This is a genomic window from Delftia sp. ZNC0008 (genome assembly GCF_000799035.1).
GTDB classification, from domain to species: Bacteria; Pseudomonadota; Gammaproteobacteria; order Burkholderiales; family Burkholderiaceae_C; genus Comamonas; species Comamonas tsuruhatensis.
Map to the genome: position 1 here is coordinate 1 of NZ_JTKZ01000215.1, position 433 is coordinate 433.

Here is a 433-nt window from a genome sequence, read left to right on the forward strand (position 1 = left end):
CTTCCAGCGCGCCTTTGCAGGCCTGACCGAATACCGCGCCGAGGCCCAGGACAGCTTCTGGAGCTGGCGCGACCTCATGTACCGCTTTGCCGCGCGCATCACGCCCGAGTCGCTGGAGGCCATCGCCACCTGGCTGTACGTGGAGATGCTGGAGGCCGGCTACACCTCGGTCTGCGAATTCCACTACGTGCACCACGACCGGGATGGCCGGCCCTACGCCGACGACGCCACGCTGTCCCTGGCCCTGCTGCGCGCCGCGCGCAAGGCCGGCATGGGCATCACCCTGCTGCCCGTGCTCTACCAGACCAGCGGCTTCGGCGGCAAGCCGCCGCGCGCCGACCAGGCGCGCTTCATCCGCAGCACCGACAACATGCTGGCCCTGCTGCAGCGCCTGCTGCCCGAGGCGCGCGCACAAGGCGCGGCCCTGGGCCTG

The 433-nt window shown here is 71.1% G+C and carries 1 pseudogene; it reads left to right on the forward strand.

Annotated features, from left to right (window positions below):
• Positions 1-433: pseudogene (locus L995_RS07320) on the forward strand (amidohydrolase family protein); the annotation flags it as partial.